Origin of the sequence: Streptomyces sp. NPDC013187 (assembly GCF_042899705.1) — a bacterium.
Classification (GTDB): domain Bacteria; phylum Actinomycetota; class Actinomycetes; order Streptomycetales; family Streptomycetaceae; genus Streptomyces; species Streptomyces hawaiiensis_A.
On the sequence record NZ_JBIBAF010000005.1, the window covers coordinates 394,081 to 407,549 of the forward strand.

The 13,469-nt window shown below is 73.0% G+C and carries 11 protein-coding genes; 4 read left to right on the forward strand and 7 right to left on the reverse strand.

Annotated elements, in window-relative coordinates:
* Positions 1–59: 59 nt before the first annotated feature.
* From ACFY5B_RS13020 to ACFY5B_RS13030, 3 genes are all read right to left on the reverse strand, one after another.
* Positions 60–1,325, reverse strand: a complete 1,266-nt coding sequence (locus ACFY5B_RS13020; RefSeq protein ID WP_389968333.1) for an NAD(P)/FAD-dependent oxidoreductase — start codon at positions 1,323–1,325, stop codon at positions 60–62.
* Between the two features lie 134 nt (positions 1,326–1,459).
* Positions 1,460–2,737 (reverse strand): deoxyguanosinetriphosphate triphosphohydrolase, encoded by a 1,278-nt coding sequence (locus tag ACFY5B_RS13025; protein WP_389968335.1) that lies wholly within the window; start codon positions 2,735–2,737, stop codon positions 1,460–1,462.
* Positions 2,738–2,873: 136 nt separating this feature from the next.
* Positions 2,874–3,641, reverse strand: coding sequence for a sirohydrochlorin chelatase (locus tag ACFY5B_RS13030; protein WP_389968337.1), 768 nt, complete (start codon positions 3,639–3,641; stop codon positions 2,874–2,876).
* 213 nt (positions 3,642–3,854) lie between these two features.
* Between ACFY5B_RS13030 and ACFY5B_RS13035 the strand changes: the two genes are divergently transcribed.
* Both ACFY5B_RS13035 and ACFY5B_RS13040 read left to right on the forward strand, forming a co-directional pair.
* Positions 3,855–4,553: a vancomycin high temperature exclusion protein gene (locus tag ACFY5B_RS13035; RefSeq protein WP_389968339.1), complete on the forward strand. Its 699-nt coding sequence runs from the start codon at positions 3,855–3,857 to the stop codon at positions 4,551–4,553.
* A gap of 159 nt (positions 4,554–4,712) precedes the next feature.
* Positions 4,713–5,021, forward strand: coding sequence for a hypothetical protein (locus ACFY5B_RS13040; RefSeq protein WP_389968341.1), 309 nt, complete (start codon positions 4,713–4,715; stop codon positions 5,019–5,021).
* Between the two features lie 109 nt (positions 5,022–5,130).
* Here the strand turns inward: ACFY5B_RS13040 and ACFY5B_RS13045 are convergent, their stop codons facing one another.
* The 3 genes from ACFY5B_RS13045 to ACFY5B_RS13055 are packed head-to-tail and all read right to left on the reverse strand — an operon-like array spanning position 5,131 to position 8,684.
* Entirely contained in the window at positions 5,131–5,898 is a 768-nt protein-coding gene (locus ACFY5B_RS13045; protein WP_389968343.1) for an enoyl-CoA hydratase-related protein, read from the reverse strand.
* 12 nt (positions 5,899–5,910) lie between these two features.
* Positions 5,911–7,167 carry a hypothetical protein gene (locus ACFY5B_RS13050; protein ID WP_389968345.1) on the reverse strand — a complete coding sequence of 419 codons (1,257 nt, stop codon included), beginning with the start codon at positions 7,165–7,167 and terminating at the stop codon, positions 5,911–5,913.
* Positions 7,164–8,684 carry an amino acid adenylation domain-containing protein gene (locus ACFY5B_RS13055; protein WP_389968347.1) on the reverse strand — a complete coding sequence of 507 codons (1,521 nt, stop codon included), beginning with the start codon at positions 8,682–8,684 and terminating at the stop codon, positions 7,164–7,166. Before ACFY5B_RS13055 ends, ACFY5B_RS13050 begins: the two co-directional genes overlap by 4 nt.
* Before the next feature lie 393 nt (positions 8,685–9,077).
* On the opposite strand from ACFY5B_RS13055, the gene ACFY5B_RS13060 reads away from it, so the two are divergent.
* Entirely contained in the window at positions 9,078–11,192 is a 2,115-nt protein-coding gene (locus tag ACFY5B_RS13060) for a molybdopterin oxidoreductase family protein (protein ID WP_389968349.1), read from the forward strand.
* A gap of 30 nt (positions 11,193–11,222) precedes the next feature.
* Here ACFY5B_RS13060 and ACFY5B_RS13065 read toward each other — a convergent pair whose 3' ends face one another.
* A complete protein-coding gene (locus tag ACFY5B_RS13065; RefSeq protein ID WP_389968350.1) occupies positions 11,223–12,869 on the reverse strand; it encodes a M4 family metallopeptidase in 1,647 nt (548 codons plus the stop codon).
* Positions 12,870–13,008: 139 nt separating this feature from the next.
* On the opposite strand from ACFY5B_RS13065, the gene ACFY5B_RS13070 reads away from it, so the two are divergent.
* Positions 13,009–13,425, forward strand: coding sequence for a gamma-glutamylcyclotransferase family protein (locus ACFY5B_RS13070; protein ID WP_389968352.1), 417 nt, complete (start codon positions 13,009–13,011; stop codon positions 13,423–13,425).
* Positions 13,426–13,469 lie beyond the last annotated feature (44 nt).

The window sequence follows — 13,469 nt, forward strand, 5'->3', positions numbered from 1 at the left end:
TTCCGGCCGGGGGTCCGGGGGCCGCCCCCGGGAATCGCGGCACGGGGGTGGTGTGACAGCTACGGTGCGAGACTTTCCAGCGGTACGTGCGGGTCCGCCAGGGACTCCGTGTTAACCCTGGCCTTGGAGCGGACCAGGCGCTGGATCTTGTCCGTGACGTCCCACACGTTCACGTTCATCCCGGCCAGCACCCGGCCGTCCTTCACCCAGAACGCGATGAACTCGCGCTTCCCGGCGTCCCCGCGGATCACGACCTGATCGTAAGCGCCCGCGGGCGCCCAGCCGGAGTACTCCATGCCCAGGTCGTACTGGTCGGAGAAGAAGTAGGGCACCCGGTCGTACGTCACGTCGCGGCCCAGCATGGAGCGCGCGGCCGCCGGTCCGCCGTTCAGGGCGTTGGCCCAGTGCTCGACGCGCACCCGCGTGCCGAAGAGGGGGTGCGGGAAGGAGACGACGTCGCCGGCCGCGTAGACGTCCGGGTCGGAGGTGCGCAGCCGCTCGTCGACGACGATGCCGCCGCCGTGGGCCCGGTCGGCGATCTCCAGGCCCGCCGCCTCCGCGAGGTGGGTGCGCGGGGCCGCGCCGATCGCCGCGAGCACGTCGTGCGCCGGGTGCTCCTCGCCGTCGTCGGTGCGGGCCGCGAGGACCATGCCGTCCTGGCCGACGATCTCCGTCAGCCGCCTGCCGAAGTGGAACCGCACCCCGTGCTCGCGGTGCAGCTCGGCGAAGAGCCCGCCGAGTTCGGGGCCCAGCACGCCGTGCAGCGGGGTCGGTCCGTGCTCGACGACCGTGACCTCCGCGCCGTACTCGCGGGCCGCCGCCGCGACCTCCAGGCCGATCCAGCCGGCTCCGGCGATGACGAGGTGGCCGTTGTCCCGGCCGAGGTTGGTCAGGACGTGTTTGAGGCGCTCGGCGTGGGCGAGGCGGCGCAGGTGGTGCACGCCGGCCAGGTCCGTGCCCGGGATGTCCAGGCGGCGGGGCTCGGCGCCGGTCGCCAGGAGCAGCTTGTCGTAGCGGACGACGGTGCCGTCCTCGCCGAAGCGGACCGTCTTGGCCGAGCGGTCGATGGCGTCGACCGTCTGGCCGAGGTGCAGCTCGATGTCGTTGGCCGCGTACCAGGCGGGTTCGTGCACGAAGACGCTGTCGCGTTCCTCCTTGCCGAGGAGGTAGCCCTTGGACAGGGGCGGGCGCTCGTAGGGGTGGTCGCGTTCGTCGCAGATCAGTATCACGCGGCCGGTGAAGCCCTCCGCGCGGAGCGTCTCGGCCGCCTTCGCGCCGGCCAGTCCGCCTCCGACGATGACGAATGTCTGATCCGCGTCGACCACTTGGTGCCTCCTCGTCAGGGTGTCGCCACTTGCGAGCGTCCCGCACGGAGCGTGATGCGGGAAGAGGGAGTGACCCGATCAGGCCACGGAGGGTCACATTCGGGGGTGCTCACGTCCCGCCCGTCGCGCCAGTCTCATCCCTGCCCCGTCAAACGGGCGTGAAGCGAACGGGCGGAGGTGTCGGTGAGGGAGGCGATCTGGTCGACGATCACCCGTTTGCGCGCCTGGTCGTCCGCCGCCCGGTCGAACAGGGCGCGGAACTGCGGGTCCAGGCCGTCCGGGGCGCGGGCGGTGAGCGCCTCGGCCAGTTCGGCGACAACGATGCGCTGGTCGGCGCGCAGCCGCTCCTGCTCGGCGCGCTGCATGACGTAGAGGTCGGCGACGGCCTTGAGGACGGCGCACTCCATCCGGGTCTCGCGCGGGACGACCAGCTCGGCGCCGTACCGGGTGAGCCGGCCGGCCCCGTACGCGGTGCGGGTCGCGGTCTCGGCGGCCAGGCAGAAGCGGCCGATGAGCTGACTGGTGGCGTCCTTCAGGCGGGCTTGGGCGACCGCGGTGCCGTCGTAGCCGTGCGGCCACCACTCCTGGGCGAGCAGCCGGTCCAGGGCCTCGGCGAGCTCGGCCGGGTCGGTGTCGGCGGGGACGTACCGGCCGCGGGCGACCTGGAAGACGTCCCGGCGTTCGGGGTCGGCGTGCAGGCAGTTGGGGTCGATGTGACCGGCGTGCAGACCGTCTTCCACGTCGTGCACCGAGTAGGCCACGTCGTCGGACCAGTCCATGACCTGCGCCTCGAAGCAGGTGCGGGTGCCGGGGGCGTCCTTGCGGAACCAGTCGAAGACGGGGCGGTCGTCCTCGTAGACGCCGAACTTGTGCGAGGCCGGGTCGGTCGGGTGCGCGCCGCGGGGCCAGGGGTACTTGGTGGCGGCGTCGAGGGCGGCGCGGGTGAGGTTGAGGCCGACGGAGCGCTCCGACGTGAACCGCTTGGGCTCGATGCGGGTGAGGAGTCTGAGGGACTGGGCGTTGCCCTCGAAGCCGCCGCAGTCCGTCGCGAACTCGTTGAGGGCCTGTTCGCCGTTGTGGCCGAAGGGCGGGTGGCCGAGGTCGTGGGAGAGGCAGGCGGCTTCGACGAGGTCCGGGTCGCAGCCGAGGGCCGCGCCCAGTTCGCGGCCGACCTGGGCGCATTCCAGGGAGTGGGTGAGACGGGTGCGGGGGCTGGCGTCCCAGGCGGGGCCGAGGGTGCCGGGCGTGACCACTTGGGTCTTGCCGGCGAGGCGTCGTAGGGCGGCGCTGTGCAGAACCCGGGCCCGGTCGCGCTGAAAGGCGGTGCGGCCGGGGCGTTTGTCTGGTTCCGGGGCCCAGCGGTCGACTGACGTCGGGTCGTAAGCCGGGGAGTTCTGTGCGGTGCCGTCCATGGCTCGACAGTACGGGCACGGGTGTGCTGTACGCCTTTGCGTGTGCCGAGTTCGGTGGTGTGGCGTGTGCGAGCCCGTCGTGGCTTGTCACGCAGTTCCCCGCGCCCCTTTCGGGGCGTGTTCCCGCTGCCCGGTGTCAGGCTGAGGCCAGCTCCCCGATCGTCGCCATCGCCAGCGCCTCCTCGTAGCGGTGGAGGACGAGGTCGGCCATCGACGGGTGGGTGCCCAGGGGGGCCGCCGCTATCCAGGGGGCCTTCCGGGCGCACTCCGTGGCGAAGCGGCCCGGGGCCGTGAAGTAGGACGCGAGGGCGATGTGGCGGCGGCCCCTTGCCAGGAGGGTGCGGACGGCCGTTTCGACCGTCGGGGTCGCCGCCGAGGCGTAGGCCGGGATGACCGGGACGCCGAGGCGGGCCGCCAGGAGGTGGGCGGTGCGGCCCGTGTCCGTCTTCGCGTCCGGGTCGCGGGAGCCCGCCGCGGCGAGGACGACCGCGCTGGTGCGATGGGGTGTCCCGCCCCAGCCGGCCTCCGTGAGGCGGGCCTGGAGGGCGTCGACCAGGAGCGGGTGGGGGCCCAGGGGGGCGGCCAGGTGGGTGCGGGCCCGGGAGGCCGCCGCCATCTCCGGGATGTCCTGCTTGACGTGGTAACCGCGGCTGAGGAGGAGGGGGACGAGAACCGCCTCCGCGTCCCCGAGCGCCGCGAGGGTGTCGGGGAGCAGGGGGGCGTTGAGTTCGATGTGGCCCAGGTGCACGGGCACGTCGGGGCGCAGGGCCCGGACCCGGTCGAGGAGCGCCCTCACGGTGCTCAGCGCACGGGGGTCGCGGCTGCCGTGGGCCACGACCACGAGGGCGGGCGGGGCCGGGCGGCGCGTGGCGGGCGGCGGGACGAGGCTGAGCTGACTGGGCATGCACCGATGGTGGCGGCGGCGCGTTGCCTGCCCGTTGCATGGGCGTCACGGGTGTTTTCCAGCGGTTCACGATGTGGGACAGCGCTGTGTGAGGTGTCTTGACCTGCGGTTTCCATGAATCGAGTGAAGCTGGTCACGTGGCTGCGGATGAACCGGGCGGTCTCACGGGACGTCCCTGACTGTCGAGGGGCCGATCTGGGGAGGGACCGTCCGATGCGTCGTGTGACGTTCCGAGGACCACGGCTGCCGCGCACCCGCCGGGGGCAGCGACGGCTGGTGCAGGCCGTGATGGCCGGGTGCGTGCTGGCCCTGCTTCCGGCGACGTGGATGTACGCCGTGACAGGGGACCGGCTGCGTACGGCGGCGGATGTGCCGCGTACCGATGTGGCGGTGGTGTTCGGTGCCGGGCTGTGGGAGGGCGAGCCCTCGCCGTATCTCGCGCACCGGCTCGACGCCGCGGCGAAGCTGTACCGGGAGGGGCGGGTGGAGGTCGTGCTCGTCACCGGGGACAACAGCCGGGAGGACTACGACGAGCCGGACGCGATGCGCGCGTATCTGACGCGGCACGGGGTGCCCGACGGTCGGATCGTCAGCGACTACGCGGGGTTCGACACCTGGGACTCCTGCGTGCGCGCGAAGAAGATCTTCGGGGTGGATCGGGCCGTGCTGATCAGCCAGGGCTTCCACATCCGGCGGGCGGTGGCGCTGTGCGAGGCGGCGGGGGTCTCCTCGTACGGGGTCGGCGTGGACGCCGTGCACGACGCGACCTGGTACTACGGGGGCGCCCGGGAGATCCTCGCCGCCGGGAAGGCGGCGCTGGACGCGGTGTTCCGTCCGGATCCGCGGTTCCTGGGGCCGCGGGAGCCGGGTGTGGAAAGGGCGTTGGCCAGGGCCGAAGAAACGCTCGGATGAATCCGGACGTTCTCCTCCCACGGGTTTGACGCGGTCATTTCACCCTCGCGCGTGAATTACCCTTCCGGCGCTCTCCGTGTTCGCGTGATCACGCTTAGTGTCTTCGCCGGGCGGCGGCGGATCGGACCGTCCGCCGCGAACTGGGGGAAAGGACATGCGATGACTCGACTTCGCTCCGCGTTGGTGGTGGCCGCCGCGGGTGCGCTGCTGGCGGTGCCGGCCGCCATGGGGACCGCCTCGGCGGCGCCCGTGGCGGCACCGGTGATCCAGGCTCCGGAGCCGGGCTGCGCGAAGCTCGGCGCCTACGGCCAGTGGTGGGCCGACATCCACAACGTGTGTGGGCACACCATCTCCGCCAGCGTGGAAGTCGACGGCTGGGACCCGTCGTGCATCCAGATCGGCCCCGGCGGGGTCGGCAGGATCGGCCTGGATCAGGGTGACGAGCCGTACCACGCGTACGAGTGCTGACCTTGCTGGACGCAGGGTGACCGGGGCCGTGTCCTGACCAGGCACCGTCCCTGAACGCGTCCGGGGGTGGGGGCAGGCGCCGCCCCCACCCCCGGATCAGCCGTGGCCGTCAGCGGCCCCGGAAGCGCGGGGGGCGCTTCTCCAGGAACGCCGTCATGCCCTCCTTCTGGTCGTCGGTGGCGAACAGGGCGTGGAAGACGCGGCGTTCGAAGCGGATCCCGTCGCGCAGTCCGGTTTCGAGGGCGCGGTCGACGCACTCGCGGGCCGCCCGGACGGCCGCGCTGCCGTACGAGGCGATCGCCGTCGCCGCTTCGAGGGCCTCGGGCAGGACCCGGTCGTCCGGGACCACACGGGAGACGAGACCGCAGCGTCCAGCCTCCCGTGCGTCCATGGTGCGGCCGGTGAGGACCAGGTCCATGGCCGTGGCCCGGCCGACGAGCCGGGTCAGCCGCTGGGTGCCGCCGATGCCGGGGATCACGCCCAGCTTGATCTCGGGCTGGCCGAAGACGGCCGACTCCCCCGCGACGACCAGGTCGCACATCATCGCCAGCTCACAACCGCCCCCGAGGGCATGGCCGTTGACGGCGGCGATCTTCGGGGTGCGGAGGTCGGCGAACTCCTCCCATTCGGCGAAGTAGTCCTCGGCCATCATGTCGACGGCCGACTTCCCCGCCATCTCCTTGATGTCGGCGCCGGCCGCGAAGACCGTGTCCGAGCCGGTGACGACGAAGCAGCCGACCTCGGGGTCCGTGTCCAACGGGCGCAGCGCGTCGAGGAGTTCGGACAGCAGCGCCGAGCTGAGCGCGTTGCGTACGTGCGGGCGGTGCAGGCGTACGGTCACCACCCGGCCGTCCCGCTCCAGCTTCAGGTTGTTCATCGGCATCCCCTTCTACGAGTCCCAGATCGCGCCGTACGCCGGAATCCCCCGCCGTTCCAGGCCGTGGACCACCTGCCAGGTCAGCTTCTTGTTGGAGATGCAGATGACCGCCTCGGCGCCGAAGTCCCGGCAGGCCTCGTGGGCGAGGCGCACCATGTCGGGCTTGCCGTGCCGGGAGGTGTCCCAGATCAGGGCGTGCGGCTGTACGGCGAGGATCTCGTCAACCAGGGCATCGCCGTAGGTCGTCCGGGGGTCGCGGGTCGCCCAGACCAGCCGGGAGGGCACCTGGGCGGCCAGCAGGTGGGGCAGGCAGGGGCCGATGCCGCTGCCGGTGGCGACGTAGACGACCTTGGTGAACAGGACCTCGATGTTGGCGACGCCGGCCGTGGTGATGCCCTTGACCCACACCTGCCGGGGCAGGTCGTCGATGAAGGAGCCGGTCCAGTCGCCGGCCCGCGAGATGGTCAGGCGGAAGCCGGGCTCGCCGGGGGCGGGGACGTTGGCGAAGGAGTGCCATTCCCTCAGCGGGCTGCGGCTGATCGCGGTGGAGGAGCCCGCGAAGGGGGTCTCGCCGTGGTCGAAGCGGGCCAGCACCACGTGGGAGGAGGGGCGTTCGAGGCGGACGTCCACCTTGCGCAGCCGGAGCCAGGGCAGGGCGACGCTGAAGGTGACCACCGCGAGCGTGCCGACCTCCCAGGGGCCCGGCGACGCCAGCAGCGTGTGCGTCCAGAACAGGGCCAGGGCCGTCCAGCCGCCGAAGCGGTGGATCTTCTCGAAGTGGTCGTGGTGGCGGGAGCGGAAGGGCGGCAGGGCGGTGGCGATGATCAGGGCGAGGAGGGCGATCAGGGTCCAGCCGACGGCCCTGAGGGGGCCGTCGGGTGTCGTGACCGTCAGCGCCAGGAACCAGGCCGTGCCCGCCAGCGCCCCGCCGACGTGCAGTCCGCCGAAGTGGTAGACCTTGCCGAGCGTCCAGCGGACCCGCAGCGGCCAGTTGGTCGGCGCCGAGGTCGCCAGGCGGAACAGCAGGTTGACGACGTACTGCTGGCGGACGACGACGGCGAGGGCGAGGTTGGCGAGGGCCGCGTGCCCGAGGGTGGCGGCGGACAGGGGCCAAAGGGCCCAGGCGCACGCCGCGTTGGCGAGGAGCATCAGGGCCGCGAGCCGGTTGTAGTGCATCAGGCGGGGGTGCTTGAGCAGGCGGCGGGGAGCGGGCAGGAGCGGCGGGAGCCCGCCGGTGGCCTGGTGGTTCCGGGGCGGGGACGTCGTCATCGCGCCACCGCCACGCGCTCCTCGATCATGTGCAGCAGCGCCTGTTTGTCGACCTTGCCGCGGTCGGTCTCGGGGAGGAACGCGAGCGGCAGGATCCGCTCGGGGACGCAGTAGTAGGGCAGGGCGTCCGCGACCGCGCGGCGCGCCGCGTCCGGGTCGACGTCCGCCGGGCAGACGAAGGAGACCAGGGTCCGGGCGTCGCGTTTCAGGGTGACGGCCCGGGTGCAGCCGGCGGCCGACTCCAGGACCGAGGAGACGGAGTCCAGCTCGACGCGGAAGCCGCGCACCTTGACCTGGTCGTCGGTGCGGCCGAGGTGCTCCAGCTCGCCCCCGGCGGTCCAGCGGCCGAGGTCGCGGGTGCGGAACATGCGCCGGCCGCCGCCGAGGAACGGGTCGGGGGCGTAGCGCTCGGCGTTGAGGGCGTCGTCGCCGAGGTAGCCGGCGGAGACGCAGTCGCCGCCGGCCCACATCTCGCCCACCTCGCCCACCGGCAGGGGGCGGCGGTCGGCGTCGAGGACGTACACCGTGTTGTTGGGGGTGGGGCGGCCGATGGTGAGCAGCGGGGCGGACGGGTCGTGGCGGCTCATCGTGTTGACGATCGTCGTCTCCGTGGGGCCGCAGCAGTTGAAGAAGGCGGCCTGCCGGGCCCAGCGGTCGGCCAGCGGGCGCGGGCAGGGCTCCCCGGCGACGGCGACCGTGCGCACCCGGGGGCAGGCGGCCGGGTCGAGGCCGGAGAGGACGGTCGGGGTCGCGATCAGCACGTCCGCCGTGCGGGCCGCCGCGGCGATGTCCTTGCCGCGGATGACGAGGGTCCCGCCGTGGGTGAGGCAGCCGAGAATCTCCCAGGCGGCCATGTCGAAGGCGATGTTGAGGAGCTGGGCGACCCGGTCGCCGGGCCGGACGCCGAGGTCGCCCGGGGCGGTGAGCAGGAGGTTGGCGACGTTGCGGTGGGTGACCTTCACACCGTTGGGGCGGCCGGTGGTGCCGGAGGTGAACAGGACGTAGGCGCCGTCGTCGCCGGTGACGGGGACGCGCGGGGCCGGGGCGTACGGCAGCGGTTCGTCGAGCGGGAGCAGCAGGTGGCCGTCGGGCAGCGGCACGCGGTGGGCGTGTTCGGCGACCGTGAGGACGACCCGGGTCCGGGCGGTGCGGATGACGTGGGTGAGCTGGGCCGGGGGCGCGAGGCCGATGTCCTGCGGGACGTAGGCGGCGCCGGCCTTCAGGATGCCGAGCAGGCCGACCAGCATCGGGATCGAGCGGCGGACGAACAGGCCGACGTGGTCGCCGGGGCGGACGCCCGCGCGGACCAGGCGGGCGGCGAGGGCGCCGGCGTACCGGTCGAGTTCGCCGTAGGTGATGCGGGCGCCCTGGTGTTCGGCGGCCACGGCGTGCGGGGTGGCCCTGGCGTGCCGGGCGACGGCGTGGTGCAGGAGCGGGTCGGGGACGGGGACGGTGTTGCCCCGGCCGTACTGCCGGAAGAGCCGCTGGTCGTGGGGGGTCAAGTGGCGCAGAGGCATGATCGGGTGGCCTCCTGGCTGTTTCGAGGTCGGATTGCCACCTGCGGTCCGGCCGCGGGTGGATGCTGCCGTGAGCGGCGGGCATGCCCGGGTGTCGAACGCCGTGCGGAGTCGTGCGAGCGCTGCGCGTAGCGAGAGCGTAGTGCGGCTGCTTCAACTCTCAACGAGGTCGGATCGGCCAAGAAATGAACGCAATGAGCCACATGTGGCGTTCCTCGTCCCAGAGGCAACGTCCGTGGCGGTCGGCGACGACCTGAAGGAGGGCGGGCCTGTGCCTGGCCGGGCCAGGGGCTCCTGCCTCACGCGGGCGGGACGGCGGCGGGGAGGTTGCCGTCCCGGCCGCGTAACAGGGAGCCGTCCCGGGCGTAACACGGCCGACGCACGCTGAACGGTATGCAGAGCACCGTGACGCCCACGCACTGCCCGTACTGCGCCCTGCAGTGCGGGATGAACCTGACGCCCGCGCCGGACGGGACCGTCGAAGTGAGCGAGCGCACGGACTTCCCGGTCAACCGGGGCGCGCTGTGCGGCAAGGGCCGTACGTCCGCGGCGGTGCTCGCGAGCAACGTCCGTCTGACCTCCCCGTTGGTGCGCGACCAGGGCGGCACGCTGGTGCCCGCCTCCTGGGACGAGGCGCTGGAGAGGATCGCCGCGGGGCTGGGCCGCACGCGCGCGGAGCACGGGCCGGACGCGGTCGGGGTGTTCGGCGGGGGCGGCCTGACGAACGAGAAGGCGTACACGCTCGGCAAGTTCGCGCGGGTCGTGCTCGGCACCTCGCAGATCGACTACAACGGCCGCTTCTGCATGTCGTCGGCGGCGGCCGCCGGCATCAAGGCGTTCGGGCTCGACCGGGGGCTGCCGTTCCCGCTGGAGGACATCCCGAAGTCCGGCTGCGTGATCCTCGTCGGGTCGAACCTCGCGGAGACCATGCCTCCGTCGCTGCGGTTCTTCACCGAGCTGAAGGAGAACGGCGGCACGCTCATCGTGATCGACCCGCGCCGCACCAAGACCGCCGAGCAGGCGGACCTGCACCTGGCGCCCCGGCCGGGCACGGACCTGGCCCTCGCCCTGGGCCTGCTGCACCTGGTGATCGCCGAGGGCCGGGTGGACGAGGAGTACGTCCGGGAGCGCACGGCCGGCTGGGAGGACGCCCGGGCGGCGGCGATGGCGCACTGGCCGGAGTACGTGGAGCGGATCACGGGGGTGTCAGTTCCTCAACTGCGGGAGACCGTACGGCTGTTCTGCGAGCCGGAGTCGGCGATGGTGCTCACCGCCCGGGGGCCCGAGCAGCAGTCCAAGGGCACCGACACCGTGGGCGCGTGGATCAACCTGTGCCTGGCGACCGGCCGGGCGGGCCGCCCGCTGTCCGGGTACGGCTGTCTGACCGGGCAGGGTAACGGGCAGGGCGGGCGTGAACACGGGCAGAAGGCCGACCAGTTGCCCGGCTACCGCAAGCTCGACGACCCGGCCGCGCGGGCGCATGTCGCCGAGGTGTGGGGTGTCGACCCGGACAGCCTGCCCGGCCCGGGACGCAGCGCGTACGAACTGCTGGACGCGCTGGGAACCGACATCAGGTCGCTGCTGCTGATGGCGTCGAACCCGGTGGTGTCGGCGCCGCGGGCCGCGCACATCGAGGAGCGGATCAGGTCGCTGGACTTCCTGGCGGTCTGCGACGTGGTGCTGTCGGAGACGGCGGCGCTCGCGGACGTGGTCCTGCCGGTCACCCAGTGGGCCGAGGAGACGGGCACGACGACCAACCTGGAGGGCAGGGTCCTGCTGCGGCGCCGGGCGATCACCCCGCCCGAGGGCATCCGCAGCGACCTGGAGGTGCTGCACGAACTCGCCGCCCGGCTGGGCGTGGAGAAGGGCTTCCCGACCGACCCGGAGGAGGTCTTCGAGGAGCTGCGCCGGGCGTCGGCGGGCGGGGCGGCGGACTACTCGGGGATCACGTACCGGAGGCTGGCGGAGGAGAACGGGGTGTTCTGGCCCTGTCCGGCGGCTGTGGAGGCGGCCGGCGACCCCGCCGGGGAGACACCTGCCGCGCACCCGGGCACGCCCCGCCTCTTCCTGGACCGTTTCGCCACCCCCGACGGCCGGGCCCGGTTCGTTCCCGTGTCGCACCGCGCGATCGCCGAGGAGCCGGACGACGAGTACCCCGTGCTGCTCACCACCGGGCGGGTCGTGGCGCAGTATCAGTCCGGGGCGCAGACCCGGCGCGTGGCGGAGCTGAACGCCGCCGCGCCGGGGCCGTTCGTCGAGCTGCACCCGAGGCTGGCGGCCCGGCTGGGAGCGGCCGAGGGGGATCCGGTGGCCGTCGTGTCACGGCGGGGCCGGGCGGTGGCGCCCGCGAGGATCACGAACGCCATCCGGCCCGACACCGTCTTCATGCCCTTCCACTGGCCGGGCGAGGGCCGCGCCAACACCCTCACCAACCCCGCGCTCGACCCGACCTCCCGGATGCCGGAGTTCAAGGCGTGCGCGGTGCGGCTGGAGGCCGTCGAGGGGTAGGGCCCCTCTGATCCAGAAGGGCCCAAGGCATCAGCTCACCGCCACGGCCTTCCAGGCCGCGGCGACCGCCTTCTGCTCGGTGCTGTCGGCGCCGTAGAGGTCCTTGGCCGCGCTCAGGGTCGCCGCGCGGGCGTCCGCGTAGTCCGTCGAGGACGTCATGTAGACCGTCAGCGCGCGGTACCAGATCTTGCCCAGGGCGGCCCGGCCGATGCCGTTCACCGTGGATCCGTCGCAGGTCGGGGAGGTGTAGGCGACGCCGTTGACGGTCTTGCTGCCGCTGCCCTCCGCGAGCAGGTAGGCGAAGTGGTTGCCGACCCCCGAGGAGTAGTGCACGTCGAGGTCGCCGAGCTTGGCGTTCCAGCAGTCCGCCGACTTGCCGTCCTTCGACGGCTTGTCCATGAAGCGCAGGGCCTCCCGGCCGAGGCCGGAGCGCACGACCTTCTCGCCGATGAGCCAGTCGCCCCGGTCCTCGGCGTTGGCCGCGTGGAACTCCACCAGCGTGCCGAAGACGTCCGACGTGGCCTCGTTCAGGCCGCCGGGCTCGCCCGAGTACGTCAGCGCCGCCGTCTTGGACGTCACGCCGTGGGACATCTCGTGCCCGGCGACGTCCAGCGACACCAGCGGGCCCATCAGCTTGCCGTCGCCGTCGCCGTAGGTCATGCAGAAGCAGTTGTCGTCCCAGAAGGCGTTGTTGTAGTCCTTGCCGTAGTGGACGCGGTTGAAGGAGCCCTTGCCGTCGCCCGCGATGCCGGCGCGGCCGTGGACCTTCTTGTAGTAGTCCCAGGTGACGTCGGTGCCGTACTGGGCGTCCACCGCCACCGTGGACCGGTCGGCGGCGGTACCCGTCCCCCACTGGTTGTCGGCGTCCGTGAAGAGCGTCGCGGGCGCGCGGGTCAGGCAGACGGTCAGCAGGCACTTGTCCGTCTTGTTCTCGGCGTCGCCGGTGTAGGTGCCGCCGCGCGTCGCGTCCTTGAGCTGGTACGACGAGCCGGACGCCGTCGTCTCCAGCGGGACCGTGCCGCCGTAGAGGGACTTGCCGTCGCCGGAGGCCGACTCCATGGAGTCCCAGGCGTCGATCCGGGCGCCGGTCGTCGCGTCGGTCAGCACCGTGCGCCCGACCGGGTTGCCGACCTCGTCGTGCGCCACCGCGTCGGTCTGCCAGGCCAGCTTCGGGGCACCGTGCAGGGCGTCGACGACCAGCCGGGGCTTGGCGGTCAGCTTCTTCAGGGTCTCGCCGAGGTGCGCGGCGCGCAGCAGGTTCGCCGCGAGGTCGGCGGCCTTGGGGGCGGTCACCTTCGGGGTGACGCTCGCCAGGGAGAGCGCGGACGTCGTCGCGCGGCTCGTACCGCGGTAGGTGCCGTCCGGGTTCAGGTGGAGCACGAAGTCGCCGCCGAGCACCGGGAGTCGGTGGTAGGTGCGGTCATAGCGCACGTGCCGGGTGCCGTCCTCGTCGACGACGACGTCCCGGACCTCGGTCTCCTGGGCCGGGGTGAGGCCCAGGGCTCCGGCCCGGTCCGCGAGCACCGCCTCCGCGTCCTCGATCGCGCCGGACCTGGTCGGCCGGTCCGCCGCGCCGGCGGCCGGGGAGAGGACGGCGGCCAGCAGGGCGGTGGTGCCGGTGACGGCCACACCGGCGAGGGCGAGACGGGAACCGCGGACATGACGTATCCGACTCATCGGTCTCCTCATACGGGCGCACCCGGTCGCGTGGGGTCGACCGGGGGCGGCGTTGATGTTGACCGCGAGTTAAGGCGGCGCGGACATGGCATGTCCATAGCCCCGCTGTGGAGGTGTGTGAGGGTGCAGAATCGTTCCTGTGACCCTGCCTTTCTTCGTCTACGGCACCCTCCGTCCGGGAGAGGTCAACCACGGCCTCTTCCTGCGCGGCCGCACCCGCTCCGAGGAGCCGGGCAGGCTCGCGGACGCGGTGCTGTACGAGGGGCCGGGCTATCCGTACGCGGTCGAGGAGCCGGGTGGCGGCGCGGTGAGCGGGGAGCTGGTCACCGCGCTGCCCGAGGCGTACGCGGCGCTGCTCGCGGAGCTGGACCGGCTGGAGGAGTACGTACCGGGGGACCCGCGCAGTCTGTACGAGCGCGTCGAGCGGAAGGTCGTACGGGAGGCCGACGGGGCGGCCGTCCTGGCCTGGGTGTACGTGGCCGCGCCCGCCGTCGCCGCGCGGCTGCGGGCCCGGGGGCGGGCGATCGCGGGCGGGGACTGGCGGGCGCGGGTGTGAGGAGCCGCGGTGTCCGGGGTGCGGCGGCGTGAAGGGGGCCGGCG